Consider the following 26701-nt stretch of genomic DNA (forward strand, 5'->3'; position numbering starts at 1 on the left):
ACCACCCCATTAATGGGATTGCCAAGGGACAAGTCCCTTGGCCCGCCGGAGGCCCTATATTCCCCTAAACCCCAACTCCCGATCAAACGTATTTCAGGCCTTCCTTCTCCAACCGCTCGCGCATGTTGTAGATGTCCAGACCCAGCACGCCGGCTGCCAGCTTTTCGCGCTTGGCGGCCTCGTTGGCCTCGCGGGCCTGCGCCTTGGCCAGCACGTCGGCGGCTTCCTCGCGGCGGACAACGCACACGCCGTCGTCATCGGCCACGATCACGTCGCCCGGATTTACCGCCTGATTGGCGCAGATGATGGGGACATTGACGCTGCCCAGCGTGTTCTTGACGGTGCCTTGGGCATAGACGGCCTTGGACCAGACGGGGAAGTTCATGTCGGTCAGGTCGCGCACGTCGCGCACGCCCGCGTCGATCACCAGCCCGCGACAGCCGCGCGCCTGGGCGCTGGTGGCCAGCAGGTCACCGAAATAGCCGTCCTCGCAAGGGGAGGTCGGGGCCAGCACCAGAATGTCGCCTGCCTTGAGCTGTTCGATGGCGACATGCACCATCCAGTTGTCGCCGGGGGCGGCGCTGATGGTCACGGCGTTGCCGGCCACGCGGGCGCGGGTATAGATGGGGCGCATATAGCTGGCCAGCAGGCCCTTGCGGCCCTGTGCCTCGTGCACGGTGGCCACGCCGCACTGGGCCAGGCCGTCGACCACGTCCATGGGCGTGCGCTCGATGTTCTGAACGACGATACCACTCATCTTAATCAGCCTTTCTGTCCTGTCCCCACAGGTGCCGTTGCGGCGCGGTGCCATCTTGTCCGGTGGTCCCGCAATGGGGGCACGATGATCCCATGCGCTGGATGACAGGTCGCCACAAATGCGAAGTTGTGGGGGTGCATAAATTTTTGCTAAGCATGGTGGCATGACTGACAGCTTTGGTGGTGATCTGGGCGAAGGTGAGGGTGAAGAACGCCCTCTGACCGAGCGCCTGTTGGGCGAAAAGCCGATGAATATCCGGCATTTTGCCGCTTTGGCCGCGACCGTGCGCCACGGCAGCCTGACTCGCGCCGCGCGCAGCGTCAATCTGACGCAGCCCGCGTTGACGCAGGCGATCGCCGGGCTGGAGGCTTCGATCGGGGTCAGCCTGTTCACCCGCAGCCCGCAGGGCATGGCCGCGACCGAGCCCGCGTTGCTGATGGCCCCGCGTGCCGAGGCCGCGATTGCCCATATCGGCAGCCCGCGCGTCACCGGCACGCAGTTGCGCGCGCTGCTGGCGCTGGCGCGGTCAGGCAGTTACGCCGGCGCGGCCGAGGCAACGGGCCTGTCCAGCGCGTCGCTGCACCGCGCGGTGGCCGATTTGCAGGTGGCGCTGGGGCAGCGGTTGGTCGACCGGCGTGGGCATCATGTGGCGCTGACGCCCGCCGGCGTGCGGCGCGCGCGTGGGTTCAGTCTGGCGGTGGCCGAATTGCGCGCGGGTCTGGACGAGGTGGCCGCTTGGGCGGGCAAGGCGGGCGGTCGGGTGATCGTGGGCGCGATGCCCCTGTGCCGCGCGCGCTGGTTGCCAGAGGCGCTGGCGGCCTTTGTTGCGGCGCATCCCACGGTGGATGTGGCCGTGGTCGAGGGTGGCCATGCCGAACTGGCCGGGCCGTTGCGCGATGGCGAGATTGACGTGATGCTGGGCGCCCTGCGCTCTGGCGCCGAGGCGGAAGGGTTGACGCAGGAGGCCGTGTTCGAGGACCGCCCCGCGCTGGTGATGCGCGCCGGGCATCCGCTGGCGGATTCTTGCGATCCGGCGCGGGACATGCTGGCCTATCCATGGGTGTTGCCGGGGGCGGAAACCCCGCTGCGCCGCCATTGGGAGGCGATGATCCGCGCCGCTGGCCATACTCCGCCACGGGTGGGGGTGGAGTGCGGTTCGACCATGGCGATCCGGCAATTGCTGATCAAGGGTGATGGCTTGACGCTGCTCTCGCCCGAGCAGGTGGCGGTGGAACTGGAGGCTGGCCTACTGGTGGCGCGGCCCTTGCCCTCGGCCTTTGCGCGCACGATCGGGTTTACCACGCGGGCCGATTGGCGGCCCACGGCGGCGCAGGCCGATTTCCTGCGCCTGTTGCGCGAATGCGGGCAACAGATCAACGCTGCCACGGTGGTGACTGATACGGTGCCGGCCGGCGCGGCGCTGGAGCGGGCGGAATAGGTGGCCAAAAAGCCCTCGCGCCAATTGTATTCGTGAAAAGTTATACGTGTTGCCCGCTTTCGATTGGCGCAAGTCGGACGCTTTTGGTTCAGCCGATCGGGCAAAATATGGCCCATGGTCCGGCAATGGCGTCGGACGGGCCGAAATGGGAAGACGACGCGCGTGGCAGGCACAATCGCCCTGATCGGTTATGGTGAGGCTGGCAGCACTTTTGCGCAGGCGGGTGCATGGGGTGAGCGCGCCGCCGCGTGGGACATCCGGCCCGAACGTATGGCCGCCGCCGCCGCCGATGGATTGCGCGGGGGCGATGACGCGGCGCAGGTGATGGCGGGCGCGGATCTGGTGCTTAGCTTGGTGACCGCCGACAGCGCCTTGCCCGCCGCGCAGGCCTATGCCGCGCATCTGGCCCCCGGCGCTGTCTGGTGCGATTGCAACTCTGTCGCGCCTGATACCAAGCGTGCCGCCGCAGCCGCCATTCAGGCCGCCGGTGGGCGCTATGTCGATGTGGCGGTGCTGGCGCCGGTGGACCCGGCCCGGCAAAAGGTGCCGCTGTTGCTGGCGGGGGAATATGCCGCGCAGGCCGAAACCCTGTTGCGGGACGCCGGTTTTACCAATGTCCGCGTGGTGGGCGACGAGATTGGTCGGGCCAGCGCGATCAAGATGATCCGCTCCGTCATGGTCAAGGGGTTGGAGGCGCTGACCGCCGAGATGATGCTGGCAGCCCAAGCCGCCGGTGTGGTGGACGAGGTGTTGTCCAGTCTGGACGCCAGCGAAAAGCCCAAGCCCTGGGCCGACAAGGCCGCCTATAACATCGAGCGCATGGTGACGCATGGTATCCGCCGCGCCGCCGAGATGGAAGAATCGTGCAAGACGCTGAGCAGCCTTGGCGTTGAACCGGAAATGACGCGCGGCACCGTTGCGCGGCAAAAGGATATGGCCGGTCGCCAAGACCGCCTCATCGAGGGAAAGGAGTAAGCCTCTCGTGACCATGATTATCGACTGTCACGGCCATTACACCGTGCTGCCCAAGGCCCATGACGCCTGGCGCGAGGAGCAGAAGGCCGCGTTCAAGGCTGGCGTGGAAGCGCCCGCCTATCCCGCCATCAGCGACGACGAAATCCGCGAGACGATCGAGGCCAACCAGCTGCGCCTGCTGCGCGAGCGTGGCGCCGACATGACCATCTTCAGCCCCCGCGCCAGCGCGATGGCCCCGCATGTGGGCGATCAGAGCGTGGCGGTAAAGTGGGCGCAGGTGTGCAACGACCTGATCGGTCGCGTTGCGGGCCTGTATCCGGAAACCTTTGTGCCGGTCTGCATGTTGCCCCAGTCGCCCGAGGCCGACATGAGCAGCTCCATCGCCGAGCTGGAGCGCTGTGTCACGCAGATGGGCTTTGTCGGCTGCAACCTGAACCCCGATCCCAGCGGCGGCAAGTTCAGCTTCCCGCCGATGACCGACGAATACTGGTTCCCCTTCTATGAGAAGATGTGCGAACTGGATGTGCCGGCGATGATCCACGTCTCGGGCTCGTGCAACCCGGCGATGCATGCCACGGGCGCCTATTACATCGCGGCCGACACGATTGCCTTCATGCAATTGCTGGAGGGCGATCTGTTCAGCCGCTTCCCCACGCTGCGCTTCATCATCCCGCATGGCGGCGGCGCGGTGCCCTATCACTGGGGCCGTTATCGCGGTCTGGCCGACATGCTGAAAAAGCCTGATCTGTCGACGCATCTGATGAACAACATCTTTTTCGACACCTGCGTCTATCACCAGCCGGGCATCAACCTGCTGGCCGATGTGATCGACAACAAGAACATCCTGTTCGGGTCGGAGATGGTGGGGGCTGTGCGCGGGATTGATCCGACCACCGGCTTCTATTTCGACGATACCAAGCGCTATGTCGACGCGCTGGACATCTCGGACGCGGAACGTCACGCCATTTTCGAAGGCAACGCCCGCCGCGTCTTCCCGCGTCTGGACGCCCAGCTCAAGGCGCGCGGCCTCTGACACCTTTCCCCCAAGGCGGGCGCAAATCCGCCTTGGGCCACGCAATTTGGGAGAAGTACCGTGGCTGAAAAACCGACCCAGAACATTCACGAATATCTGGCCGAATTCGAAGATATTCCGGGCACGCGCGTCTATACCGCCGTCCGCGCCCGCAAGGGCTATTGGATCAACCAGTTCGCCATGAGCATGATGCAGCCGGAAAACCGCGAGCGGTTCAAGGCTGACCAGCGCGCCTATCTGGACGAATGGGATATCTCCGAGGAGGCCAAGCAGGCCCTGCTGCGCCGCGATTACAACGCGCTGCTGGACATGGGCGGCAACGTCTATTTCCTGTCCAAGCTGTTTTCGGCTGACGGCATCCCCTTTGCCGAGGCGTGCAGCACCATGACCGACATGACCTGGCCCGAATATCGCCAGATGATGCTGGACGGTGGCCGCAGCCCCGAGGGCAACCGCTCGATCCGTGAAAACCTTGCCGCAGCGGCCGCTGCTGCCCAGAACAAAGCCTGAGGGAGCCTGAACATGGCCAAGATCACTGCCGGTGTCGGCTCATCCCACGTGCCCCTGTTGGGCGTTGCCGTCGATCAGGGCAAGGACCGCGACGACTATTTCGGCCCCATTTTCGCCGGGTACGACTGGACCCGCGAATGGGAAAAGAACGAGAAGCCCGATGTCGTCGTGCTGGTCTATAACGACCACGCCAGCTATTTCGACATGAACATCGTGCCCACCTTTGCCATTGGTTGCGCCGAACGTTTCGGCATCTGCGACGAAGGTTGGGGCCCGCGCCCGGTGCCCGACGTCGAAGGCCACCCCGATCTGGCATGGCACATCGCCCAGTCGCTGATTCTGGACGATTTCGACATGACCATCATCAACAAGATGGACGTCGACCACGGGTTGACCGTGCCGCTGAGCATGATGTTCGACAAGCCCGCCAAGTGGCCGTGCAAGGTCATCCCGCTGGCCGTCAATGTCGTGACCTATCCCGTGCCCTCGGGCAACCGCTGCTGGGCGCTGGGCGAGGCGATCAAGAAGGCGGTCGAGAGCTTCCCCGAGGATCTGAACGTCCAGATCTGGGGCACGGGCGGCATGTCGCACCAGTTGCAGGGCCCGCGCGCCGGTCTGCTGAACCGCGAATGGGACAACCGCTTCCTGGATATGCTGGAAAGCGACAATGACGATGTGCGCCACATCCAGCACATTGAATATCTGCGCGAAACCGGCAGCGAAGGCATCGAGATGGTGATGTGGCTGATCATGCGCGGCGCTTTGGGCAAGACGGTCAAGACGCTGCACCGCCACTACCACATCCCCTGCTCGAACACGGCCATCGGCCATATCGTGCTGGAACCGGCTGACTGACACCCACACCGGGGCCGCTGATCGCTTTGGCGGCCCCATTTCCCTGACCAAAAGGACTTCCTCACATGCGTATCGCACTCGCGGGCGCCGGCGCTTTCGGCGAAAAGCACCTCGACGGCCTGAAGAACATCGACGGCGTCGAAATCACCTCGATCATCAGCCGCCGGCTGGAGCAGGCCGAGGCCGTGGCCAAGAAGTATGGCGCCAAGCACTTTTCGGAAGATCTGGAAGACGCGCTGGCCCGTGACGATGTGGACGCGGTGATCTTGTGCACCCCCACGCAGATGCACGCCGCCCAAGCCATCGCCGCGATGAAGGCGGGCAAGCATGTGCAGGTCGAAATCCCGCTGGCCGACAGCTGGGCCGATGCGCAGGAAGTCGTGCGGGTGCAGCAGGAAACCGGCAAGGTGTGCATGGTTGGCCACACCCGCCGCTTCAACCCTTCGCACCAATACGTGCACAACAAGATCAAGGCGGGTGAGTTCAACATCCAGCAGATGGATGTGCAGACCTATTTCTTCCGCCGCACCAACATGAACGCCAAGGGCGAGGCCCGTTCGTGGACGGACCACCTGCTGTGGCACCACGCCGCGCATACGGTCGACCTGTTCGCCTATCAGGCAGGCAAGATCGTCGCCGCCAACGCGATCGAGGGGCCCTACCACCCCGATCTGGGCATCGCCATGGACATGTCGATCCAGCTCAAGGCCGAAAGCGGCGCGATCTGCACCCTCTCGCTCTCGTTCAACAACGATGGGCCGCTGGGCACCTTCTTCCGCTATATCGGCGACACCGGCACCTATATCGCGCGCTATGACGATCTGGTCGACGGTCGCGAAAACGCCATCGACGTGTCCAAGGTGGACGTGTCGATGAACGGCATCGAATTGCAGGACCGCGAATTCATCGCCGCCATCCGCGAAGGCCGCGAGCCGAACTCGAGCGTTGCCAAGGTGCTGGACTGCTATCGCGTGCTGGGTGAGCTGGAAGTTCAGCTGGAAGCGATGAAGAAGTAAGGGGCGGGAAGGGAGTGATGCGAGGGTCTAGACCCTCGCGCTCCCATTACTGTCTGCGTTGTGTGCCGGTTCGACCTAGGTTGAACGACGCAACCATGGAATTGAAAGCCTGCGGCGCAAAAGGGGGGAACCTCGCCGCGCCGCAGGCTTTTATACAATCTGCCCACTTCTCCAGTCCCCGCCCACCCGGTAACGGGATTGCAAAGGGACGCCTTTTGGCGGTCGCATTTCTCAAGAGAAATGCTTAGGTCCCTTTGCCCGCCGGAGGCATAAAGCCCGCCTTGAAAACGAGGAACTCTAAATGCCCATCACCCGCACCCTTGGCGGCCGCGCCCTCAACCCTGTGGGCTTGGGCTGCATGAACGTCAGCTGGGCCTATGCCGCCCCGCCGCCGCCCGAGCAGGCCGCCAAGCTGCTGCATCAGGCGCTGGATCTGGGTTACAGCCATCTGGACACCGCGCGGCTGTATGGCGGTGGCAAGAACGAGCTGTTGATCGGCGAAACGCTGAAGGCCCGCCGCGCCGAGTTCTATCTGGCCAGCAAGATGGGCATCTTTGCCGATGGTGACCGGCGCTATGTCGACTGCCGCCCAGAGATCATCCGCCAGGAGGTGGAGATCAGCCTGAAGGCGTTGCAGACCGATCATATCGACCTGTATTACATGCATCGCCGCGACTTCACTGTGCCGATCGAGGACAGCGCGGGCGCCTTTGCCGATCTGATCGCGGAAGGCAAATTGGGCGGCTATGGCCTGTCCGAGTTTTCGGCCGACACGCTGCGCCGCGCCCATGCGGTGTGCCCGGTGACCGCGGTGCAGACCGAATATTCGCTCTGGACCCGCAATTGCGAAATTGGCGTACTGCAGGCAACGCGCGAATTGGGCGTGGCGCTGGTGGCGTTCAGCCCTCTGGCGCGCGGGGTGCTGGCCAATGGCGTGCGCGATCCCGGCGCGCTGGAGCCCAAGGACCTGCGCCGCACCCATCCGCGTTTCAACGCCGACAATTGGCCCACCAATCTGGCGCTGGCCGATGCGTTCAACGCCATCGCGGCGCAGCAGGGCGTAACCCCGGCGCAATTGTCGCTGGCATGGGTGCTCTCGCGCGGCGACCACATCCATGTCATCCCCGGCACCACCAACCCCGACCATCTGGCCGAAAATATCGCCCGTGCCGATTGGCGCCCGGACGATGCCGTGCTGGCTTCGCTGGACGCGCTGATCAACCGCCATACGGTGGCCGGGCCGCGCTATCCGGCCGCGATGCAGGCGACCATGGATACCGAGGAATTCGCTGACTGATCGGGGCTGTTTGTTCCGATTACACTTGCACGTGCGTAGGCGGACACTAAAATCACGGGGCCGGAATGATCCGGCGCCGTGATTTGGGTGTACGCCATGTTCGATTTTCTTCGTAAACAGTTCATCGATGTCATCGAGTGGCTGGAAGAGCCGGGACAACTCGCATGGCGTGTGCCCTTTGCCGATCAGGAGATCCAGAACGGCGCGCAACTGACCGTGCGCGAATGGCAAAAGGCGGCCTTTTTCAACAAGGGCCAGCTGGCCGATGTGTTCAGCCCCGGCCTGCACCGGCTGACCACCGACAACCTGCCGATCCTGACCGACCTGATGAACTGGGACAAGGCGTTCAATTCGCCGTTCAAGTCCGACGTGGTGTTCTTTTCCGAACGAGAACGCCCCGGTATCAAGTGGGGCACGGCGCAGCCGCTGACCATCCGTGACGCGGAATTTGGCGCGTTGCGCCTGCGCAGTTTTGGCACCTTTTCGTACCGCATTGCCGATGTGAACACCTTTGCCAGCCGCCTGCTGGGCAGCCAGCTGGAAGTGACCGATGCCGCGATGGAGCCGCAATTGCGCTCGGCGATCATGACGGCGATGGCCACCGCGCTGGGCGGGTCGGGCGTGCCGTTTCTGGATCTGGCCAGCAATCAGCAAAAGCTGTCCGAGGTGATCAAGGCCGAGGTCGACCGCGCCTTTGCGCAATGGGGCCTTTCGTGCCTGTCCTTCTTTGTCGAGAACGTCAGCCTGCCCGAGGAGGTGCAGCAGCATCTGGACAAGGGCAGCAGCATGCGGGTGCTGGGCGATCTGAACAAATACACCCAGTTCCAGGCCGCCGAGGCGATCGAAATCGCCGCCGGGCAGGACGGTGGTCTGGCGGCGCTGGGCGCAGGGTTGGGGGCGGCGGCTACCATCGGCGGGGCGTTTGCCGGTGGCATTGCCGGGCAGGCGCTGCATGTGCCGGGCGCGGCGGCCCCTGCGGCCGAGGACCCGTTCGAATTGCTGGAAAAGCTGCACAAGCTGGTGACGATCGGCGCGCTGACGCAGGCCGAATTCGACGCCAAAAAGGCCGAGATTCTGGCGCGGGTCAAGTAAGCCGCTGATCGGGCGCGTGGGAGCCGGGACGGATCGGGCCGCCCGGCTGGTGGGCCTTGCGCCTTTGTCTGAGAGGCTTTTGGGGGGTCTATGTCGCCATTGTTGTGCCCGTCTTGCGGCGCGCCGGTTGCTCAACGCAGCGCGGCCATGCCCTATGCGGTGTGCCCCTATTGCCGGGGGGTGATCCGCTGGTCCTCGGCTGGCGCGGAAAGCGTTGGGCAGGCGGCCGAGCTGCCATTCGACGTTTCGCCCATCCAGATCGGCACCGGCGGGGCGCTGGACGGGGCGCGCTTTTCGGTGGTGGGCCGGGTGCGTTGGGCATGGGCCGATGGCGGGTGGAACGAATGGTTGCTGGCCATGGCCGATGGCACCCACCGCTGGCTGGCCGAGGCGATGGGGCAGTTCCAGATATTGGAAGAATGCCCGCAGGCCGACACCGCGCCAGAGCTGGCCGGCTTTGCCGCGGGGGGTGAACTGCCATTGGGCACATTGGTGACACTTAACGGCCTTTATTTTGTAGTCAGTGATAGCAAAATCATCACCTGCGTCGGGGCCGAGGGCGATCTGCCCTTTGCCACCCCCGCCGGATGGAAAATGCACAGCGTCGACTTCCGCGAGGGCGAGGGGCGTTCGCTGTCGGTCCAGCGGGACGAGGGCGGGATGGCGGCCTATTTGGGGCGCTATGTCGAACTGGCTGACCTGAATCCCACCAATTTGCGGGCGATTGAGGGTTGGGATATCCCCGAAGCCTTGCGCGGATCGGTGCGGGCAGGGGGGCGGGCGTGATGGTCAACGCATCCTCCGCCAAACCGCGCAGCGTCACCTGTCCGCAATGCGGTGGCGGCATCGACATCCGCGCGGCGGGCGTAACAATTTCCGTGGGTTGTCAATATTGTGGCGCCTTGCTGGACGTGGCCAATCCTGATGTCGCGCTGATCACGGCCTGGCATCAGGAGGTCGCCAAGCTGAAGCTGCCGCTGGGCAGCCGGGGCGTGATTGATGGCGTCACGTGGGAGGTGATCGGCTGGGTCGAGCGCAGCGCGCAGGGGTGGACCTGGGCGGAATACCTGTTGTTCAACCCCTATGCGGGCTATCGCTGGCTGGTGCGGTCGGGCGATGAATGGCAATTCGGCCGCATGCTGACCGAACGCCCACGCGAATTGCTGAACGCGGGGCAGGTGGACTGGCGCGGGCAGGCCTTTACCGCGGAGGAAGGGCCCGTCACCATCACCACCACCCGCGTTCTGGGCGAGTTTTATTGGCGCGTCAGGGCGGGTGAGGAATGGCAGGCGGTCAGCTTTTCGGCCGGGCCCCAATCGCTCTCGCGTGAGGCGGATGGCGACGAGGTGCAGTGGACCCATCTGGTCCCGGTCGCGCCGCAAGTCATTGAACGGTTTGTAAAACCTGTCAATTTCAACGCCTCGTCACCGCGCCATGCCAACCCTTCGGCCCCCCCGCCACAGCGCGGTTACAGCAGCGATACGTCCAGCACCTGGGCCAACCGGCCTTGGCGCGCGGATGGTGATCATTGGCGCATGTTCGCCTTTGCGGTGCTGACCAGCCTGCTGGCGATGATCGTGCTGGCGTTGGCCGGGATCAAGGGTAACGAGGCGGTGGGGCGCACGCAACTGGTGGTCGATGGGCCAGAGGTGCAGTTTTCCGCTGGCACCATCACCGTCACGCGCCCGCGCCAATTCGTCACTATCCGCGCCGCGACCGATACATTCGTCAACAAATGGGTCGATCTGGACTATGTGCTGGTGAACAAGGCGACCCAGCAGGGCGTGCCCGCCAGCGATGTGGTGGAATATTACGAAGGCACGGATTCTGATGGCCATTGGACCGAGGGCAGCCATCAAACCACCACCCTGATCGCCGAAGTGCCAGCCGGCAATTATGAGCTGATGGTGCAGGCGCAGGCCCATGCGTGGAACGGCGGCGGCAGCAGCACGACCAGCTCTGACACCCCCGCCGACCCGTGGGGGCTGGCCAGCGCGGGTGGGGCGAGCGCGGGTACGGGGGAGCAGGTATCGCTGGCAGTGTCAGCATCAACCGGCGGATTTCCTTGGGGATTGTTCTGGCTGGTGGTGGGCGGGGTGTTTGTCATCCCGATCATCATCATACTGTACCGCGCCAACAACAAGGATGACGAATGAGCAAGCGGCTGGTGGTCTTTGTCGGCTGGTGCGGTTTGATGCTGGCCTCGACCGTGTATTCCGCGCTGTTCGCGTGGTCGCCGTTTGGCACTTCGGCGCGCAGCCATCAGGGGCCAGATCGCACACAGCGCCACGGCACCCACGGCGGCGGCTGGTTCTATGGCGGCCACAAATGACGCGGGGCTTGGCGCCCACCTACAGGAGGATTGACCATGATCGATGCTGAACACCTGCTCGCCTCGGTGATCTATGCCGGGTTGGGCATTCTGGTGCTGTTTATCGCCTTTCTGCTGGTGGACCGGCTGACGCCGGGCGACATGTGGAAGGAGATTATCGAGAAGGAAAACAAAGCCGTAGCCATGTTGGCCGCCGCCGGGGCATTGGGCCTGTCGATCATCATTGCTGCGGCCATTCATGGCTGATACGCCAAAGGACGCGAATGCAGCCGCCGATAGCCCGCCGCCGTTGGTGGGCGGCAGCCGGGCGCATGCCGCGATCCTGCTGCTCTCGGTGCTGGTGGTGGCCACCTGCGGGCTGATCTACGAACTGCTGGCCAGCACGCTGGCGTCCTATCTGCTGGGCGACAGCGTCACGCAATTCTCTACGGTTATCGGCACTTACCTCTTTGCCATGGGGGTGGGATCGTACCTGTCGCGCTATGTCCGCGGGGACGAGATCGGCGTGTTCGTCCGGGTGGAGATCATGATTGCGGCCATCGGCGGGTGGTCGGCGGCGGGGCTGATGGTGGCGTTCCCGCTGGCCAGTGATTTCCGTGTGCTGCTCTATGCACTGGTGCTGATGATCGGGGCGCTGGTCGGGCTGGAAATTCCGTTGCTGATCCGCATCTTGCGCGGGCGCTTCGCCTTTCGCGAACTGGTCAGCAACGTGCTGACCTATGACTATGTCGGCGCGCTGATCGCCTCGTTGGCGTTCCCGCTGTTGCTGGTGCCGCAATTGGGGATGATCCGCACCGGGCTGGTGTTTGGCCTGTTGAACGTGGCCGTGGCGATGGCGCTGCTGGTGATGATCCGGGGCGCGCGGCGGGTGGGGCCGGATCTGGCCGTGGCGGTGATGGTGGCGCTCAGCCTGATCGCCGGCCTTGCCTATGCTGAACGCATCCAGCGCTGGAGCGAGGTGGCCTATTACGGCGAGGGGGTGATCCATGCCCGTTCGACGCCCTATCAGCGGATCGTGCTGGCCCGGCGGGGCGGGGATTTGCGGCTGTATCTGAACGGCAATCTGCAATTTTCCAGCCGCGACGAATATCGTTACCACGAAGCGCTGGTCTGGCCGGTGCTGGGCCGGGTGGAGCGTCCCGCGCGGGTGCTGATATTGGGCGGCGGCGATGGTCTGGCCGCGCGCGAGGTGTTGCGCGACCCTCGCGTGGGGCACATCGATCTGGTCGATCTGGACCCGGAGATGACTCATCTGTTCCGCGATGTGCCGCAATTGGCGGCGTTGAACCGGGGGGCTTTGGCCGATCACCGGCTGCGGGTGACCAATGCCGATGCTTTTCGTTGGGTCCGCGCGGCGCAGGGGCGATATGACGCGGTGCTGATCGATTTTCCCGATCCCACCGAATATTCGCTGGGCAAGCTCTATACCGAGAGTTTCTACCGCGAGGTGGCCCGTCTGTTGGCGCCGGGCGGGGTGATGGTGGTGCAATCGACCAGCCCGCTGGTCGCGCCGCGATCCTATTGGACGGTGGCGCAAACGCTGGAGGCGGCGGGGCTGGCGACGCGTGGCTATCACGCTATGGTGCCCAGCTTTGGCGAATGGGGCTTTACGCTGGCGGCGCATGATGATGCGGGCGGGCGGGCACGGCTGGGCGGAGCAGCGCAGTTGCCGGGGGGATTGCGGTTTTTGACAGCTTTGTCCGAACCGCTGATGTTTGATTTTCCGCCCGACATGGCGCGGCGGCCGGTGCCGGTCAATCGGCTGGACAATCAGGCGCTTGTCCGCAGCTTTGCCGAGGAATGGAACCATTATGAAGGCTGAGCCCGTGCTGACCCGGCGGGCCGCGCTGGCCGGCGCCGGGGCGGCCGGGGCGGCCATGGCGCTGGGGGGATGCGCGCAGGCCGATGCCGCGCCCTATCCCGGCGCCATGCTGGGGCCGGACATGGGGCGCGGGCATGCCTTGCGCGATGGGCGGATGGCGGCGGCGACCACCGGCCCCGATGTCCACACCGGCCTGTTGATCGCGGGCGGCGGGGTGGCCGGATTGGCGGCGGGCTGGCGGCTGAAACAGGCCGGGTTTGACGATTTCCTGTTGCTGGAACTGGAGGACGAGGCGGGCGGCAATGCCCGCGCCGGGGCCAATGCCTTCACCGCTTTTCCCTGGGGCGCGCATTACCTGCCGCTGCCCAACCGTGAAGGGCGGGCGTTGATTGCCATGTTGCGCCAGTTTGGCATGGTCACCGGGACGGGGCCGGATGGCGCGCCGATCTATGACCCCTTGCAGATCTGCGCCGATCTGGAGGAGCGGTTGTTGTGGAATGGCCAGTGGCAGGAGGGTCTCTACCCTGCCTCGGCGTTGGGCCGCGAGGACAGGCGTCAGCGCGATGCGTTCTTTGCCGCGATGGGCGCGTGGCGGCACAAGGTGGGGGCCGACGGCCGCCCGGCCTTTGCCTGCCCTATGGCCTATAGCAGCCGCGATCCCGCGATCCGCGCTCTGGACGGGATCAGCATGGCGGCGTGGATGGCGCGCAATGGCTATACCAGCGCGCCGCTGTTGGCCCATGTGCGCTATGCCTGCCGCGATGACTATGGTGCCGAGCCGGAGGCGGTGTCGGCTTGGGCGGGGTTGCATTATTTCGCCGGGCGGCGGGCGTTTGTGGCGGGGCACAGCGGGCGCTATGACGGCGACAATAGCGAACTGACCTGGCCAGAGGGCAATGCCCGGCTGACGCGGGCGATGGCGGGGGTGATCGGTGGCGCGATCCGCACCGGGCACAGCGCGCTGCATGTCGCGGCGCAGGGCGATGGCATAACAGCCCATGTGCTGGCCCATCGCCAGGCGCGGCGCTATAACGTCATGGCGCGCGGCGGCATTCTGGCCATGCCCGATTTCGTCGCTCGCCATGTCGCGCCCGGTGTCGCGCCGGTCGGGCGTTTTTCCTATGCGCCGTGGGTGGTGGCCAACATCACCGTCACCCGCCGCCCCGAAGGGCCGGGCGTGCCTTTGGCGTGGGACAATGTCTCGGCCGCCAGTGACCATCTGGGCTATGTCGTGGCCGACCACCAGACCAGCGCCGCCGCCGAAGGGCCCAGCGTGCTGACATGGTACACCGCGCTGTCGGCAGGCGATCCGGTGGCGCAGCGGCGCGGGTTGCAGGGGGCGTCCTTGCGCGACTGGCAACGCCTGATCGCCGATGACCTGTTGGCCATGCACCCCGACATGGAGGGCCATATTGCCCGCATCGACGTGTGGCGCTGGGGCCATGCGATGGTGCGCCCGACGCCCGGTTTCCTGAGCGATCCGGCGCGATTGGCGGCGCAGGCGGCCGATGGGCCGATCTGGCGCGCGCATTCCGACATTTCGGGCCTGTCGTTGTTCGAGGAAGCGCATTATCGCGGCTGTCTGGCGGCCGAGGCGGCGATGCGGCGGCTGGGTCATCCGTTTGAAAGTCTGCTGACATGAATCTGCAACCTGAAGCGGCCATCGGCCTGCATGTGATTGCCGATCTGGCCTGTGCGGGCGGTTTGTCCGATCTGCCTGCCATCGAGGACGCTTTGCGCGCCGGGGCGGCGGCCGGGCACGCCCGCGTGCTGGAGGTGCGGTTGCATCACTTTGGCCAGACCCCGCATGGTGCGGAGGGCGGCGTGACAGGGGTGGCGTTGTTGGCCGAATCACATATCTCGATCCATACGTGGCCCGAACATGGGCTGGTGGCGGTCGATATCTTCATGTGTGGCGGGAGGGCTGATCCCTTGGCCGCGCTGGACACGATCGCCGCGCGGATGGGGGCGCGGATCATCACGCAACAGGCGATCCCGCGTCTGGCGCATCCCGCCTTGGCGGGGCTGCGGGCATGAGCTGGCTGCGGCAGGCGCGGGCCTGGGCCGGGATTGCGGGCTTTCTGGCGGTGTCGGGGCCTTGGCTGTTGCTGCCCAATGGCGGGCGGCTGTGGCGCGGGGTGGCGCGATTGTGCTGGCGGGCGCTGCTGGGCGGGTTTGGCATCCGGGTGCGGGTGCATGGCACGCCGGTGGATCACGCGGGCACGCTGTTTGTCGCCAATCACATCAGCTGGACCGACATTCCGGTGCTGGGTCTGGTGCTGAACGCGGGCTTTGTCGCCAAGGGCGACATTCGGGGGTGGCCGCTGATCGGGCGGCTGACGGCGGCCTATGGCTGTCTGTTTGTCGAGCGCGAACGGCGCGGCAAGGCGGGCGATCAGGCCGCCGCGCTGGCCAGCCATCTGGAAGGCGACCGCGCGCTGGTGCTGTTTGCCGAGGGCACGACAGGGCTGGGCAATGATGTGCTGCCGTTCCGATCCAGCCTGTTTGCCATGGTGCCGGGGGTGGCCGACGGTTCGGCGCGGGTACAGCCGGTGACGATCCATTACGCGCGTACCGATGGCGGTCTGTTGTCGCCTGAAATGCAACGGCAGGTGGCGTGGATTGGCGACGATGGCCTTTTGTCGCATGTGCGCGGGCTGGCGCGGTTGGGCGGGATGCGCGCCGAGGTGTGGTTTGAGGAACCCGTGACCGCCACCGACCGCAAGGCGCTGGCCAAGGCCTGCGAGGCGGCGGTGTTGGCCCGATTACAGGTTTTGCGGGGCGGGGTAGGGGGCTGATCGCCAGCCCCCACTCCAAGCCCATTCAGCCGGCCGCGCCAAACCGCGCGGCCCTGTTCAGGCGGCCACGCTGAACCTTGCGGCATAGCGATCGGCGATCGCGTCCACCGGCATCACCACGCACACATCCACCGTGTTGAACGCATGGTCGATATAGGCCCCATCGCCAAAACTCGCACCCACCCGCAGATAGCCTTTGACCAGCGGGGGCAGTTGGAACAGCGCGCGGCGCTGGTCATAGCTGCCACGCGGCAGGCGTTCCATGCTGACGCCCTTGCCCGGCAGGACGCTGGGCGCGGTACCGGCAGGGGCCAGATGGTTGTGATAGAGGTAGGACAGGGCGGGCGCAAAGGCGTCCGGGTCCACCCCCGGAAAGCTGGCGCAGCCAAACAGCAGGCCAATGCGGTTGGCGCTGATATATTCGGCAATCCCGCGCCACAGCATCGAGATCGTCGCGCTGGTGCGGTATTCGGGCAGGACGCAGGAGCGGCCCAGCTCCAGCGCCTCGCGGCCATCGGCGCGGGTGGCCAGCAGCGGGTTCAGGTCAAATTCGCCCGCGCTGTAGAAACCGGCGTGGCGGCGCGCCACGCCCTCGCGCAGCAGGCGATAGGTGCCCACCACCGCCGCATCAGGGCCATCGCGCTCCAGCCGGTCCTGATCGATCACCAGCAGATGGTCGCACAGCGCGTCATAGGCGTCGCGGTCACAACGATCGCCCGCCAGCGCGGGATCGGCCGCCGCGCCCATTTCCTCGAAAAACACGCGCCAGCGCAAACGCTGCACCGATTGCAGATCGGCCTCGCAATGGGCCAGTCGGACGGTCAGGCGGCGGTTGGCGGCAATCGGCATCTGCGCGGTCATCTTGGGGTTCTCCTTCCCCTCTGAATAGCAGGCCGATGTGACAGGCAGGCGGCGATCCTATGACGGTTTGATAACAGCCGTCCGTGCCCCGCCCATGCAAAAGGGGGAGGACCGTTGCCGATCCTCCCCCCAAAGCTATGGCCCGATGGCCGCGATCAGAACTTGAGGCGGATGCCGAAGTTCAGGCCGTGGTTCTGATAGCTGCTGCGCATCGTGCCCTGATAGCCGACAAACAGCGCGCCCGCATCGTCAAACACCCAGTTGACGCCCGCATTGACGTCAAACTCGTTCTTGGAGGCGGCAAGGCCGGTCACCGTAAACGCGCTTTCGGTCTGGCCGTTCATATAGGCAGACACGGTGGTCGCCCCGGCGCTGCCCAGCGCGGTGCGATAGGCGGCGCGGATATAGGGACGGAACGAGCCTTCGGCGCGGGTCAGGCTGGCGCCGACCAACAGGTCGGTGCGGTCAGCGCTGATCGAGCTGACCGTCAGGTTGGCCGCCCCGGCGTTGGTTTCGGTAAAGCCGTTGATCTTGCCCTTTTGGAAGTCGATCGCCACGAAGGGCGAGGCGCGCCAGCCCTTGAACTTGGCATTGAAACCGACTTCGGCCTTGGCCTTCAACAGGTTTTCACCCGCGCTGGCGCTGGCGCTGCGCGAATAGGACCCGATGATGATGTCCTTGGTCGCGGTCAGCTTGCCCATGTTGTACTGCACCTGACCCGAGACATACAGCGGGCCGAACAGTTGCTGACCATACAACGCCACGCCAAAGTCGCGGTTGGTGCCGCTCAGCGTGGCGGGGGCATAGTGCAGCTTGTTCCACGACAGATGCAGCGCGCCGCCCCACGAATGGTGCGGGCCCGAGAAGTCATAGCCGCCGGTCACGCCAAACAGCTGATCGCGGGTGCGATAGCCGCCCACGGTCGAGGCGGTCGAGCTGAAGCTGCCCTGACCCGTGAAGTTCAGCCACCAGCCGTCTTCGGGGTGGTTGCTGTTCTGGTCATTCAGGCGCAGGTCGATCTGGCGGGCGAACAGGTTGGCCTGATCGCGCAGCGCCTGCGCATAGGCCAGATAGCCCTCGGGCGAGATCGAGGTCAGGAAGTTCTTGGCCTCGTCGGCGCTCAGCAGGTCAACATAGCCCAGGAACGTGGCCGCATCCGAGCTGGCATTGGCGCTGGCGGTCACCAGCAGCTTGTCCAGCGCGCTGGCGGTGGCCACCTGATTTGTGGTCGCGCCTTGCGCCGCCATGGTGCTGGCATAGGCGTTGTGCTGCGCGATAAAGCGGTACACCTGCTGCGTGCCGCTGGTGGTGACAATGCCCGCATCGACAAAGGTCACGAACAGCTGGCTGTTGCCCGACACGCTGGAGAAGCTGCCGGTGATGCCGCCGTCGGCCTTGATCACGTCATAGGTCGCGCCGGTCTTGTAAAAGCCGGAATAGACCTGCAGCACCAGACTGCCGCCGATCTGCGCGGTGCCGGTGGTGTACAGCTGGCTGTAGTTGGTGCCAGCGGCCACCGTCGCGGTGCCCGCCGGGCTGATCGCGATGTTCAGCGTGCCGGTCGAGCTTTGCACATAATTGCCGCTGATCGAGAGCAGCGCGGGTGACCCCTTGATGCCCACCCACAGCGCGCCATTGTTGGTCACGGTGGAATTGTACAGGCCCAGCGTGCCGATGGCGCTGCCCGAATACAGATACATCGTGCCGTTGTTGGTCAGGTTGGTCTGGTCACCGGTGGTCAGCACGCCGGTAAAGGTGCCCGCCGTGCCATTGGTGAAATTCACCGCCACGCTGCCATCGCTGCTGTTCAGCGCCTTGGCGGTCTGGATGAAGTTGCCGGTCCAGATGCCGTTGTTGACCAGGCTGACATTGCCGCTGGCCGTCACCGACCCGGTCAGGCCATAGGACGAGCTGTAGTTGTAGAAATAGGCGCGATCGGTGCCGGTGTTGGTGCCGAACACGATGTTGCCCGTGATCGCGGCGGCGGCCGAGGAATTGTTGATGAACGTGCCGCTGGTGCCAAAGCTGACGGCGGGCGTGCCGCTATAGGCGGTCAGCGTGCCGTTGTTGATCACGGTCGAATTGGCGCCCACCGAAATGCCGCCCGCGCCCGTCGACGAGCTGGACGAGGTGAGGGTGCCGTTGTTGGTGACCGAGGCGTTGTCACCCATTTGCACGCCATAGACGGTGCCGGTGTTGGTGATCGTGCCCGCATTGTTCAGCACCGAACCCGAAGCCGAGATGATCAGCGGCGCGGTCAGCGTCGAGCCCGAGTTGACCGTGGCGGTGACCGCTGTCGAACCCGAATAGGTATAGGCCGCCGAGGTGCCCGAGCAGGTCACGGTCGCTCCGCTGGCGGTGCAATCAGCCCATGCGGTGGCGGGCGCCAGCAGCGCCGAGGAGCCGAGTACGACGCCGGCAAGGCGACGCAGGCGCGGCGAGGTAAGGCTGGGCTGGCGAAGATGCGTGGTGTTGATGGACCGTGCCATGTCCGTATGCGTCCTTGTATGCTGGGGTCACTTACGGGTTATGGCGAGTGGCCCCCCGATGGTGAACGCCCGATGAATAAGGTCTTGGGTGGTGCGGTGCATGGAATATTGCTCGTTGGCAAGGGGGAATGCGCCGCGCCGTGACGGTAAACTTGTGGGTGGTCCCAATGGATCTGCCCTTGGCTGTGTACAGTTCCCCCGCCTTGCGACTTTGCCTTTACAGTCCAGCCTTGGCTCGCCAATGTTGCGGTCAGATTTCGTATGTATGGCATTGCATTTCGCGGTGCCTGCGCGCCATGTATATGCACAGAGGATGGGCTGAAATGACTTTGGAACAGGTAAGCGCGAACCGCAGTTTTGGCGGGACGCAGGGGGTCTATACCCATGTGTCGGCGGTGACCGGAACGCCGATGACCTTTTCGGTGTTTGTGCCCGATCACGCGCCGGGGGATCGGCTGCCGGTGCTGTGGTATCTGTCGGGCCTGACCTGCACCCACGCCAATGTCACCGAAAAGGGCGAGTTCCGCCGCGCCTGTGCCGAGGCTGGGATCATCTTTGTCGCGCCCGATACGTCCCCGCGCGGCGATGATGTGCCCGATGATGACGGGTACGACTTTGGCAAGGGCGCGGGGTTCTATGTGAACGCCACCCAAGCGCCCTGGGCCACCCATTTCCATATGCGCGACTATATCGAACAGGAGCTGCCCGAGGTGGTCGCCGCCAATTTCCCGGTCGACATGGCGCGGCAGGGGATCACCGGGCACAGCATGGGCGGCCATGGCGCGCTGACGATTGCGCTGCGCAATCCGGGGCGTTTCCGCTCGACCAGCGCGTTCGCCCCGATCGTTTCGCCGCTGAATTGCCCGTGGGGGGAAAAGGCGCTGACCGGCTATCTGGGCGAGGACCAGACGGCATGGGCCGAATATGACGCCTGCGCGCTGATTGCCGGGGGGGCGCGCCTGCCCGATCTGTTGGTCGATCAGGGCGAGGGCGACAATTTCCTTGAAGGCCAGCTGAAAACCCACCTGCTGGTAGAGGCCTGCGCTGCCGCCGGCCAGCCTGTCACCATCCGCATGCAGCCGGGCTATGACCATTCGTATTACTTCATCTCGACCTTCATGGCCGAACATGTCGCGTGGCATGCCGAGCGTTTGAAGGCGTAAGCCAGACGCAAAGGGCGCCGGGAGGATATCCCGGCGCCCTTTTTCGTGCCCGCTGTGGGGCGGATCAGTCCTTTTCGATCTGGCTGACGTCGCGCACCGCGCCGCGCGCGGCATTGGTCGCCATCGCGGCATAGGCGCGCAGCGCGGGCGAGACATTGCGCTTGCGGCCCAGCGGCTTCCACGCCTTGTTGCCACGCGCCAGCATCTCCTCGGTACGGCGGGCCAGTTCAGCCTCGTCCACGTCCAGCGTGATGCCGCGGTTGGGGATGTCTATCAGGATGCGGTCGCCCGTGTTGACCAGAGCGATCAGGCCACCCTCGGCCGCTTCGGGGCTGGCGTGGCCGATCGACAGGCCTGATGTGCCGCCGCTAAAGCGTCCATCGGTGATCAGCGCGCAGGCCTTGCCCAGCCCCTTGGACTTGAGATAGCTGGTGGGATACAGCATTTCCTGCATGCCGGGGCCGCCCTTGGGCCCTTCGTAACGGATGACGACCACGTCGCCGGCCACCACTTCATTGCCCAGAATGCCGGCCACCGCCGCGTCCTGCGATTCATAGACGCGGGCCGTGCCGGTGAAGGTCAGGATGGAATCGTCCACGCCCGCCGTCTTCACAATGCAGCCCTCTGGCGCCAGATTGCCGAACAGCACCGCCAGGCCACCGTCCTTGGAGAAGGGGTTTTCCGCATTGCGGATCACGCCGCCCACGCGGTCAGTGTCCAGTTCCTTCCAGCGGTTGGCCTGGCTGAAGGCCACCTGCGTCGGCACGCCGCCGGGGGCCGCCTTGAAGAACTCCTGCACCGCCGGATCATTGCTGCGGGCAATGTCCCAATGGGCGATGGCTTCGGACAGGGTGGCGCTGTGAACGGTGGGCAGGTCCGTGTTCAGCAGCCCGGCGCGCTCCAGCTCGCCCAGAATGGCATAGATGCCGCCCGCGCGGTGGACGTCTTCCATGTGGACGTCATTCTTGGCCGGGGCCACCTTGCACAGGCAGGGGACGCGGCGCGACAGGCGGTCGATGTCGGCCATGGTGAAGTCCACCCCGCCTTCGACGGCGGCGGCCAAAAGGTGCAGCACGGTGTTGGTCGACCCGCCCATGGCGATGTCCAGGCTCATCGCGTTTTCAAACGCGGCAAAGCTGGCGATCGAGCGCGGCAGGACGCTGGCGTCATCCTGCTCGTACCAGCGGCGGCAGAGGTCGACGATGCGGCGGCCCGCTTCCTTGAACAGGCGTTCGCGGTCGGCGTGGGTGGCCAGCGTGCTGCCATTGCCCGGCAGCGACAGGCCCAGCGCTTCGGTCAGGCAGTTCATCGAGTTGGCGGTGAACATGCCGCTGCACGACCCGCAGGTGGGGCAGGCCGAGCGTTCGATCTTGGCCACTTCCTCGTCCGAAACGGTGTCATCGGCGGCGACGATCATCGCGTCGATCAGGTCCAGCGCGTGTTCCTTGCCGTTGATGACGACCTTGCCGGCCTCCATCGGCCCGCCCGAGACAAAGATCACCGGGATGTTCAACCGCATCGCGGCCATCAGCATGCCCGGCGTGATCTTGTCGCAATTGCTGATGCAGACGATCGCGTCGGCGCAATGGGCGTTGACCATATATTCGACGCTGTCGGCGATCAGGTCACGGCTGGGCAGGCTATACAGCATGCCGTCATGGCCCATGGCGATGCCGTCATCGACCGCGATGGTGTTGAATTCCTTGGCCACGCCGCCGGCCGCCTCGATCTCGCGGGCGACCAGTTGGCCCAGATCCTTCAGGTGCACATGCCCCGGCACGAATTGGGTGAAGCTGTTGGCGATGGCGATGATCGGCTTGCCAAAGTCCTCGTCCTTCATGCCGGTGGCGCGCCACAGGCCGCGCGCGCCGGCCATGTTGCGGCCGTGAGTGCTGGTGCGTGAACGATAATGGGGCATGAGGCAGGTCCTTGATCGCAAAAACAGGGGCCGGACGCGGGAGTCCAAAAGTCAGCGCCAGCCCCTAAGCCGATTGCGCGCGCATGGGAAACATTTTGTGCTTTGGCAGGGCAAAGGCGCGTTGCGCGCGCGCCGTCCCCGGTGGGGAGGCGGTTTGCCGTCGATGTCTGGAAAACTGGAGCGGGCGAAGGGATTCGAACCCTTCAGCGCAGCCGCTTGCGGCGGAGCGCATCACAGACGAAAGAGGGTTCCCCGCAGGGAAGCGCGTTTGCGTTGATCTGTCGGAAAAAAACTGGAGCGGGCGAAGGGATTCGAACCCTCGACCCCAACCTTGGCAAGGTTGTGCTCTACCCCTGAGCTACGCCCGCTCGGGCTTTGATGACGCGCTGCGCCACCGGGTGAAACTGGAGCGGGCGAAGGGATTCGAACCCTCGACCCCAACCTTGGCAAGGTTGTGCTCTACCCCTGAGCTACGCCCGCTCGAAGCGTTTCGGCGAAGGTGCGTTGCCACACCGTCGCGGGGTGAGCGGCCCTCTAACGGCGCCTCTCGCATCCGGCAAGCGGAAAATGCACATCGGGTGAAAATGTTTTGCCAGAACGCTTTGTCGGGCAATGGCGGGCAGGGCGCCAAGCCTTGGAAATGTCACGATCCATAGCGCTTTGCCCGCAAGCCTTTGGGGGCAATGGCGCTTTGGCCCTTCACAAATGATCCAGATACGCCACATATGGAAGGCAGCCCCGCGGGGCGCCGGTGGCCGATGTGCCGCCCTTGGCGCCCGCTACCGCCGTTGAATGGAGTTAAACCCTTGGCAAGTCTTGGCCTGAGCATCGAAGAGAAGAAAGCCGTCGACCGTTTCCGCAGCGCGGTGGTCGAGCCTTCGATGGAATCGCTGGTGATTCTGGATTTCTGGGCGGAATGGTGCGGCCCGTGCAAGGCACTGACCCCCGTGCTGGAAAAGGTCGCCGCCGATTACGCCGACAAGGGCGTGGTGCTGGCCAAGATCAACGTGGACGAGGAAAGCTTTATCGCCAGCCAGTTCCGCGTGCAGTCGATCCCGACCGTTTACGCGATGTTCCAGGGGCAGCCGGTGGCGGACCTGACCAATGCGCGCGGCGAATCGCAGCTGAAGGCGATGCTGGACCAGTTGTTGAAGCAATTGCCGATCAAGGCCGGCGGACCGGGCGCGCCCGACATCGAGCCTTTGCTGGAGATGGGTGAGCAGGCGCTGGAGGGCGGTGACGCCGAGCAGGCCGTGGGCATCTTTGCCCAGATCATCGATCTGGTGCCCGATAGCGCGGCGGCCCATGCCGGGTTGATTCGCGCGCTGATCGCGCTGGGCCATGTCGAGGAGGCCGACGCGGCGCTGAACGAACTGGCGCCCGAACTGGCCAAGGATCCGGCGGTCGAGCGCGCCCGCGCCGCGCTGGCGCTGGCCAAGGACAAGCCCGAGGATGGCGAACTGGCCGCACTGCGCGCCGCTGCCGAGGCGCCTGAGGCCTCGATGGAGGCGCGGCTGGAATATGCCACCGCCGCCTTTGCCGCCGGGGAGCGTGATGCGGCGTCCGCCACGCTGCTGGCCATGGTGGCGCAGGACCGCGCCTGGAACGAGGGCGCCGCCCGCGCCAAATTGTTGCAGATTTTCGAGGCCGTTGGGCTGGAGGACACGTGGGTCGCGCGAGAGCGGCGCAAGCTCTCGACCATATTGTTCGGTTAAGGCTGGCGGATCAGGCAGGGACAGGCAATGCGGATCTCGATCTTTCCACTGACCGGGGCGATGCTCTATCCGGGGCTGCGCCTGCCGCTGCATATTTTCGAGCCGCGTTACCGGGCGATGGTGTCCGATTCACTCGCCCGTGACCGCCAGATTGGCATGATCCAGCCGCAACGGGCAGAGGAAGGCGCGCCGCTTTATGCCGTTGGCTGCCTGGGCCACATCGCCGAGGTGGAGGCATCGCCCGATGGCCGTTACAACATTCTGCTGGAAGGCGTGGCGCGGTTTCGCATCCGGCGCGAATTGACGGTGCAGACGCCATTCCGGCAGGTGGAGGCCGACATCATCCCCGATGTCGATCTGGAGGCGTTGAGCGCGATCGAGCGTGCCTTGTTCGAGCGCGAGGCCAAGGCTTTTGCCGACCGGCACGGCTATCGCGTCGATTGGGAAGAGGTGACGAGGCTGGACGATGTCGCGCTGATCAATGGCGTGGCGCAGATCGCGCCGTTTGATGCCGCCTCCAAACAGGCGCTGCTGGAGGCGGACGGATTACATGCCCGCTGTGACCTGTTGGTCCAGTTGATGCAGTTTTTTGGCGCGCGCGACAGCGACGATGGGGCCGCCACGCTGCAATAGCGCGGCGGCGACCTTTTCCGGGGGCAGACGGGCCAGAACCTCGGGCTTGACGCCTTCGGAGGCCAGCACGCCGCGCATGAACAGCATCGGCATCGCCGCTTCCATCTGGCCCGAAATGCGGGGCAGCAGGTCGTGCAACAGCTTGGCGTAACTGCCGTCGGGGATGATCCGGCGCGCGAAAGCGGCGTCAGGCCACGTCCTGCAACAGGGTCGCGATGGTGCCGTCTTCCTGCATCGCGGCCGTCAACAGCCAGCGTTGCCGCCCCTCGAGCACCAGCGCCGTCAGCCGGCCCGAGTTATAGGCCCCCGTGTCGATGCCGATGCGGTTGGCGCGCAATTCGGGCTGATCGCTGATCGAGTGACCATGCACCACCACCGCGCCATGATCGGCGGGGCTGGACAGGAACGGCTCGCGGATCCAGCGCATGTCGGCCACCTGCTGTTCGGGCAGGGGCACGCCCGGCCGCACGCCGGCATGGACAAAGGCATAGTCGCCCAATTGCACCATCGCGCCAAAACCACGGATGAAATCCAGCGTGGCGGGGGGGATCGCCTGCGCCAGAATGACCTGCAATTCCTCCCACGAAGCCTTGTTGTAATCTGCCTCCGAGACGCCAAACGAGAGGATCGTCTCCTTGCCGCCATGCTGGTTGAACTGGCGCAGCACGTCCATCCGTTCGGGCGCGTGCAGCAGCATTTCCTCGTGGTTGCCCATCAGGATGTGCACCGGCCGCCGCGCCTGCCATTCCTGCGCCAGCGCCAGCACGCCCGCGCTGTCGGGCCCACGGTCAATCAGATCGCCCAGCAGGATGACCTGTGTGTCGGCGGGGCCGCGCGCGGCGTCGTCCGCCTCGATCGCGCCGATCAGCGCGGTGAACAGATCCAGCCGCCCATGAATGTCCCCCACCGCATAGGCGCGCGTGCCCATCGGCAGGGCCGGGCCTGAACGATCAGCGGCAGGCGATGGTGAGGACGAGGAACCGAACAGTTTCCGCAGGACAGAAATCATAATGTCGAACAGGCCAATTTGCAGCGCGTTGATCAGCCTTACGGGGGGGGCGCAAAGTGGTCAAGCACGGTTCCGGCCGGCGGCTGATCGGTTCATTTCAGAATATAGCTGACGGTGGTCACCACACGCACTTTTTTGAACGGGGTGTCGGCATCGCCCCAACCCTCACTGGAATCGCCCGCGCGGGCGGTCACTTCGAAATAGCCCTGACTGGCGGTGCGAATCCCACCCAGATCCGAACCACTGTCGCGGGCAAATTGTTCGGCGGCGGCGCGGGCATCCTTGGTGGCCTGCGCCACCATCGCCGGCTTGATCTGGTTCAGCCGGGTATAGATAAACGTCGCCTTCGATCCGTCCTCCAGAAACACGCCCTTGCGCACCAGATCGAACTGGTGATGGACGGCATCGTCCACCCGCGCGATGTCGGTCGAGCGCAAGGTCAGGCGTTGGCGCACAACGTAACGCACCTGATGGTTCTCGGTCTCGCGCGCGACATTGACGCCGGTGGTCTGCAAGGCGTCATCGGCAAAGCCGCGCGATGTGAAAAAGGCCCGGATGGCGGCGGCGTTGCGGTCAACCTGTGCCTGTGCCGCGCCCAGATTGGCGGCATTTGCCGAAAACGACAGCGTCCACACCGCCTGATCGGCCATCACATCGCGTTCGGCCACGCCGCGCACCGTGACGGTGCGGTCCGACCGTTTGGCGCGGGGCAGCGCATCGCCCAGCAGATAGCCGCCCAACGCAACGCCGCCAGCCACGATCACCGCCACCACCACCCACGCCACATCGCGGCGCAGGCGGTTGGCCACCGACACTTTGGCCGCCAGCCTTGCGGCGCGCACGGCGGCCTTGATGGTGTTTTCGTCGGGCTGGGACTTGTTCTTGGCCATGGTGAGCGCACCTCTTCTCTGATCGCTTGGCCATGCCTATGTTATATGCAGGTTGTATGTCATTCCTGCGATCAGATGTGCGTGAATGACGATGAACG

25 protein-coding genes and 2 tRNA genes are annotated in these 26701 nt (G+C 65.1%); 19 read left to right on the forward strand and 8 right to left on the reverse strand.

All coding sequences use genetic code 11. The annotated features are described in order from the left end of the window. Nucleotides 1-82 precede the first annotated feature (82 nt). Nucleotides 83-757 carry a 4-carboxy-4-hydroxy-2-oxoadipate aldolase/oxaloacetate decarboxylase gene (gene ligK, locus GTZ99_RS09225; protein WP_161718092.1) on the reverse strand — a complete coding sequence of 225 codons (675 nt, stop codon included), beginning with the start codon at nucleotides 755-757 and terminating at the stop codon, nucleotides 83-85. Between the two features lie 247 nt (nucleotides 758-1004). On the opposite strand from ligK, the gene GTZ99_RS09230 reads away from it, so the two are divergent. The 16 genes from GTZ99_RS09230 (at nucleotide 1005) to GTZ99_RS09305 (ending at nucleotide 15925) form a co-directional block, all read left to right on the forward strand. Further along, complete coding sequence (locus GTZ99_RS09230) at nucleotides 1005-2195, forward strand: LysR family transcriptional regulator (RefSeq protein ID WP_161718500.1); 1191 nt, start codon at nucleotides 1005-1007, stop codon at nucleotides 2193-2195. 162 nt (nucleotides 2196-2357) lie between these two features. Further along, on the forward strand, nucleotides 2358-3170 hold the full coding sequence (locus GTZ99_RS09235; RefSeq protein ID WP_161718094.1) for an NAD(P)-dependent oxidoreductase: 813 nt from the start codon (nucleotides 2358-2360) through the stop codon (nucleotides 3168-3170). 7 nt (nucleotides 3171-3177) lie between these two features. Then, nucleotides 3178-4203, forward strand: a complete 1026-nt coding sequence (locus GTZ99_RS09240) for an amidohydrolase family protein (RefSeq protein WP_161718096.1) — start codon at nucleotides 3178-3180, stop codon at nucleotides 4201-4203. 60 nt (nucleotides 4204-4263) lie between these two features. Next, nucleotides 4264-4713, forward strand: coding sequence for a protocatechuate 4,5-dioxygenase subunit alpha (ligA, locus tag GTZ99_RS09245; protein WP_161718098.1), 450 nt, complete (start codon nucleotides 4264-4266; stop codon nucleotides 4711-4713). A 12-nt stretch (nucleotides 4714-4725) separates the two neighbouring features. After that, on the forward strand, nucleotides 4726-5568 hold the full coding sequence (locus GTZ99_RS09250; RefSeq protein WP_161718100.1) for a class III extradiol dioxygenase subunit beta: 843 nt from the start codon (nucleotides 4726-4728) through the stop codon (nucleotides 5566-5568). A 65-nt stretch (nucleotides 5569-5633) separates the two neighbouring features. After that, entirely contained in the window at nucleotides 5634-6584 is a 951-nt protein-coding gene (locus GTZ99_RS09255) for a Gfo/Idh/MocA family oxidoreductase (protein ID WP_161718102.1), read from the forward strand. A 301-nt stretch (nucleotides 6585-6885) separates the two neighbouring features. Continuing rightward, nucleotides 6886-7881, forward strand: a complete 996-nt coding sequence (locus tag GTZ99_RS09260) for an aldo/keto reductase (RefSeq protein ID WP_161718104.1) — start codon at nucleotides 6886-6888, stop codon at nucleotides 7879-7881. Nucleotides 7882-7977: 96 nt separating this feature from the next. After that, nucleotides 7978-8973, forward strand: coding sequence for an SPFH domain-containing protein (locus tag GTZ99_RS09265; RefSeq protein WP_161718106.1), 996 nt, complete (start codon nucleotides 7978-7980; stop codon nucleotides 8971-8973). 90 nt (nucleotides 8974-9063) lie between these two features. Then, nucleotides 9064-9759 carry a DUF4178 domain-containing protein gene (locus GTZ99_RS09270; protein ID WP_161718108.1) on the forward strand — a complete coding sequence of 232 codons (696 nt, stop codon included), beginning with the start codon at nucleotides 9064-9066 and terminating at the stop codon, nucleotides 9757-9759. After that, nucleotides 9759-11129: a DUF4178 domain-containing protein gene (locus GTZ99_RS09275; RefSeq protein WP_161718110.1), complete on the forward strand. Its 1371-nt coding sequence runs from the start codon at nucleotides 9759-9761 to the stop codon at nucleotides 11127-11129. The genes GTZ99_RS09270 and GTZ99_RS09275 overlap by 1 nt, the downstream gene beginning before the upstream one ends. Continuing rightward, nucleotides 11126-11305: a hypothetical protein gene (locus GTZ99_RS09280; protein ID WP_161718112.1), complete on the forward strand. Its 180-nt coding sequence runs from the start codon at nucleotides 11126-11128 to the stop codon at nucleotides 11303-11305. Before GTZ99_RS09275 ends, GTZ99_RS09280 begins: the two co-directional genes overlap by 4 nt. Before the next feature lie 36 nt (nucleotides 11306-11341). Continuing rightward, nucleotides 11342-11551, forward strand: a complete 210-nt coding sequence (locus tag GTZ99_RS09285; protein WP_161718114.1) for a DUF350 domain-containing protein — start codon at nucleotides 11342-11344, stop codon at nucleotides 11549-11551. Beyond that, nucleotides 11544-13127, forward strand: a complete 1584-nt coding sequence (locus GTZ99_RS09290) for a polyamine aminopropyltransferase (protein WP_161718116.1) — start codon at nucleotides 11544-11546, stop codon at nucleotides 13125-13127. The genes GTZ99_RS09285 and GTZ99_RS09290 overlap by 8 nt, the downstream gene beginning before the upstream one ends. Next, the gene (locus GTZ99_RS09295) at nucleotides 13117-14769 is read left to right on the forward strand and encodes an NAD(P)-binding protein (RefSeq protein WP_161718118.1); all 1653 of its coding nucleotides are present in this window, start codon (nucleotides 13117-13119) and stop codon (nucleotides 14767-14769) included. Before GTZ99_RS09290 ends, GTZ99_RS09295 begins: the two co-directional genes overlap by 11 nt. Continuing rightward, nucleotides 14766-15164, forward strand: a complete 399-nt coding sequence (gene speD, locus GTZ99_RS09300; protein ID WP_161718119.1) for an adenosylmethionine decarboxylase — start codon at nucleotides 14766-14768, stop codon at nucleotides 15162-15164. The genes GTZ99_RS09295 and speD overlap by 4 nt, the downstream gene beginning before the upstream one ends. After that, on the forward strand, nucleotides 15161-15925 hold the full coding sequence (locus GTZ99_RS09305) for a lysophospholipid acyltransferase family protein (protein ID WP_161718120.1): 765 nt from the start codon (nucleotides 15161-15163) through the stop codon (nucleotides 15923-15925). The genes speD and GTZ99_RS09305 overlap by 4 nt, the downstream gene beginning before the upstream one ends. Nucleotides 15926-15982: 57 nt before the next feature. Here GTZ99_RS09305 and GTZ99_RS09310 read toward each other — a convergent pair whose 3' ends face one another. Together GTZ99_RS09310 and GTZ99_RS09315 are read right to left on the reverse strand one after the other, a co-directional pair. Further along, the gene (locus GTZ99_RS09310; RefSeq protein WP_161718122.1) at nucleotides 15983-16786 is read right to left on the reverse strand and encodes a GNAT family N-acetyltransferase; all 804 of its coding nucleotides are present in this window, start codon (nucleotides 16784-16786) and stop codon (nucleotides 15983-15985) included. A 155-nt stretch (nucleotides 16787-16941) separates the two neighbouring features. Then, nucleotides 16942-19275, reverse strand: coding sequence for an autotransporter outer membrane beta-barrel domain-containing protein (locus GTZ99_RS09315; RefSeq protein ID WP_161718124.1), 2334 nt, complete (start codon nucleotides 19273-19275; stop codon nucleotides 16942-16944). A 323-nt stretch (nucleotides 19276-19598) separates the two neighbouring features. Between GTZ99_RS09315 and fghA the strand changes: the two genes are divergently transcribed. Continuing rightward, nucleotides 19599-20438, forward strand: a complete 840-nt coding sequence (gene fghA, locus GTZ99_RS09320) for an S-formylglutathione hydrolase (RefSeq protein WP_161718126.1) — start codon at nucleotides 19599-19601, stop codon at nucleotides 20436-20438. A gap of 64 nt (nucleotides 20439-20502) precedes the next feature. Here fghA and ilvD read toward each other — a convergent pair whose 3' ends face one another. The 3 genes from ilvD to GTZ99_RS09335 form a co-directional block, all read right to left on the reverse strand. After that, complete coding sequence (gene ilvD, locus GTZ99_RS09325) at nucleotides 20503-22356, reverse strand: dihydroxy-acid dehydratase (RefSeq protein ID WP_161718128.1); 1854 nt, start codon at nucleotides 22354-22356, stop codon at nucleotides 20503-20505. A gap of 293 nt (nucleotides 22357-22649) precedes the next feature. Next, nucleotides 22650-22724: transfer RNA gene (locus tag GTZ99_RS09330), tRNA-Gly, on the reverse strand. 37 nt (nucleotides 22725-22761) lie between these two features. Further along, nucleotides 22762-22836, reverse strand: a tRNA-Gly gene (locus GTZ99_RS09335). Nucleotides 22837-23162: 326 nt separating this feature from the next. Here GTZ99_RS09335 and GTZ99_RS09340 point away from each other — a divergent pair. Together GTZ99_RS09340 and GTZ99_RS09345 are read left to right on the forward strand one after the other, a co-directional pair. Then, nucleotides 23163-24071, forward strand: a complete 909-nt coding sequence (locus GTZ99_RS09340; RefSeq protein ID WP_227711215.1) for a tetratricopeptide repeat protein — start codon at nucleotides 23163-23165, stop codon at nucleotides 24069-24071. A 27-nt stretch (nucleotides 24072-24098) separates the two neighbouring features. Continuing rightward, nucleotides 24099-24704, forward strand: a complete 606-nt coding sequence (locus GTZ99_RS09345) for an LON peptidase substrate-binding domain-containing protein (RefSeq protein WP_161718132.1) — start codon at nucleotides 24099-24101, stop codon at nucleotides 24702-24704. A gap of 187 nt (nucleotides 24705-24891) precedes the next feature. Here the strand turns inward: GTZ99_RS09345 and GTZ99_RS09350 are convergent, their stop codons facing one another. Together GTZ99_RS09350 and GTZ99_RS09355 are read right to left on the reverse strand one after the other, a co-directional pair. After that, the gene (locus GTZ99_RS09350) at nucleotides 24892-25713 is read right to left on the reverse strand and encodes a metallophosphoesterase family protein (RefSeq protein ID WP_161718134.1); all 822 of its coding nucleotides are present in this window, start codon (nucleotides 25711-25713) and stop codon (nucleotides 24892-24894) included. 92 nt (nucleotides 25714-25805) lie between these two features. Beyond that, nucleotides 25806-26603, reverse strand: coding sequence for an SIMPL domain-containing protein (locus GTZ99_RS09355; RefSeq protein WP_161718136.1), 798 nt, complete (start codon nucleotides 26601-26603; stop codon nucleotides 25806-25808). Nucleotides 26604-26701 lie beyond the last annotated feature (98 nt).

It is taken from the genome of Novosphingobium ovatum (assembly GCF_009909235.1).
GTDB lineage: Bacteria > Pseudomonadota > Alphaproteobacteria > Sphingomonadales > Sphingomonadaceae > Novosphingobium > Novosphingobium ovatum.